This is a genomic window from Mesorhizobium sp. M7A.F.Ca.MR.362.00.0.0, from assembly GCF_004023175.1.
Taxonomy (GTDB): domain Bacteria; phylum Pseudomonadota; class Alphaproteobacteria; order Rhizobiales; family Rhizobiaceae; genus Mesorhizobium.
In genome coordinates this window covers 1-1832 of sequence record NZ_RZTF01000025.1, presented here as the reverse complement: position 1 = coordinate 1832, position 1832 = coordinate 1, and the positions used below count along the sequence as shown (strand labels likewise).

The window sequence follows — 1832 nt, the reverse complement described above, 5'->3', positions numbered from 1 at the left end:
TCCTCATAAGGGTTGATCAGCGTGACGAACTGGCCCGTCGTCGGCGTCGAGTAGTGCGCCGGGTTGATGGTTGGCGGGATCACCACCGCCTCGATGCCGAACTCCTGTCTGTAAGTACGTGCGGTGAAGTCAGAATTGGCGATGTAAAGCGCGGAATGCAATTCGCGCAGATCGCCGCCCAGTTCATGGAACTCGACATTGCGGAGATAGACGACCAGAGGCACGCCCTCCGCCTGCAGCGCCTTGCCGATCGGAACCGATTTGTGACACTGGACCACGGCGACATCGGGCTTCAGCCTGTCGACGGCATAGCCCGCTGCTTCCCAGGGAAACCAGGCCCGCACCACCGGATAGCCGGGATAGCTGTCGACAACCGCCGGCTGCCGCAGCAGCTTCATCTTGGCGCGCGCCTTGAAGCCGAAGACACCATCACCGAACAGGGCGGCGAGCACAGCGGCTTCATGACCGTGCTCGATCAGCTGTTCGGCCAGATGATGCGTGCTCGACTGAACGCCGCCGCTGAACTCGGGCGGGTAGCCGTTGCCGCCTGCAAAGAGAACTTTCATGATCGGGCTCCTTGTCGCATCTCGTATTCCTTGCTCGGAGACAACAGGCAAAGTCCGCCGCCTCGCTTTCGACGTCAGGCAAGTTTCGGCGGCTCCAGATTGGCGAAGGGATTGGTACACGATTGCCAGCCGGTAAATCGGATCGGGTCGTTGGGCGAACTGCGCCAGGCATAGTCCGTCAGCATATGGAATTCGGCGACCACCCAGCGGTCGAAATGCACTAGATCTTCCCGCTTTCGCTCGGGCAGCAGGCGGCGTGCTGCGCCCAATTTGAGTTCCTCCACCAGCGTGACGGCGTCGCTTAGTTTTTCGCTTGGAAAGTTCCACGGATTCCTGTTGCGGAACGCAAGCACGAACTGCTGCAGATGCTCGATGCGGATGTTCAACTTGCCAAGGTATTTTTCCAGCGTGACGCGCACCAGATCCTCATCCGAGAACGAGGAAACGGCGGCGTAGGCGACCCCTGTCGAAACCACTCCGCCAGCCATGACGGCCAGGGCCGAGCGTCTGGAAATCTCGATCATGCGATACCTCCTTTCACGCGATCCGGCTCGCCGCCCGCAAGGACAGCGCTGCCGCGGTCAGGCTCGGGTTGGCGCAGGAGCAGCTCGGATAGGTGCTTGTGCCGACGACGACCAGATTTCTGAGCTGGTGGTGGATCATGCCGCTGTCGATGACCGAATCGGCTGGGCCCGTACCCATCCTCAGCGTGCCCTGGACGTGCGATTCGCTCGGCCGAATGCCGCGGTCGAAGAGCTTTTCGATCGGCAGCGGCGCCAGAAGGCCAGGCAATTTCTCCAGAGCGCGCGCCATGCCCTTCACCGCATAGTCCGATGGCGCCTTGAAGCTGACGAAGGCATTCTCATCCTCGTCAAGCGTGACGAAGTTCTCGGGATCGAGCAAGTCCTCGGTGACCACGACAAGCGGCAGCGCCTGGCGTAGCCGCCCTTTTTCGGCACGCAGTCCGTGCTGCCAGCGGTTCTCGAAATAGACCAGTGCCGCCGCATGCTCCGATCGGTGAGGACCATCATAGAGGCCGAAATTCAGGCCGGTGGTGATGGTGCTGCCGTCGAAATTGTCGACGCCGTCCAGATAGACCTCGAAATTCCAGCCGTAGGATTCATGCAGGCCGCTGCCGACGAATTCGCCGCCCAGGCCGGATCGCAGCATGATCGCCGCGCTCTGGATGGCATTGGCGCCGAGAATGAAGAGATCGCCGCTGACCTGGTATTCCTTGCCGTCATGGCTGAACGTGACCGAACGGAC

Annotated in this window: 2 protein-coding genes and 1 pseudogene (1 of these 3 running past the window's edge); all 3 read right to left on the bottom strand. The window is 61.2% G+C overall.

Annotated elements, in window-relative coordinates; all coding sequences use genetic code 11:
• Positions 1-566 (bottom strand): annotated as a pseudogene (locus EOC06_RS44980) (glycosyltransferase); it reaches 528 nt to the left of the window's first position.
• Positions 567-640: 74 nt separating this feature from the next.
• Positions 641-1090 (bottom strand): hypothetical protein, encoded by a 450-nt coding sequence (locus tag EOC06_RS05860; RefSeq protein ID WP_127267655.1) that lies wholly within the window; start codon positions 1088-1090, stop codon positions 641-643.
• Between the two features lie 13 nt (positions 1091-1103).
• The coding region (locus EOC06_RS05855; protein ID WP_164898479.1) for a GMC oxidoreductase at positions 1104-1832 on the bottom strand (729 nt) is incomplete at its 5' end.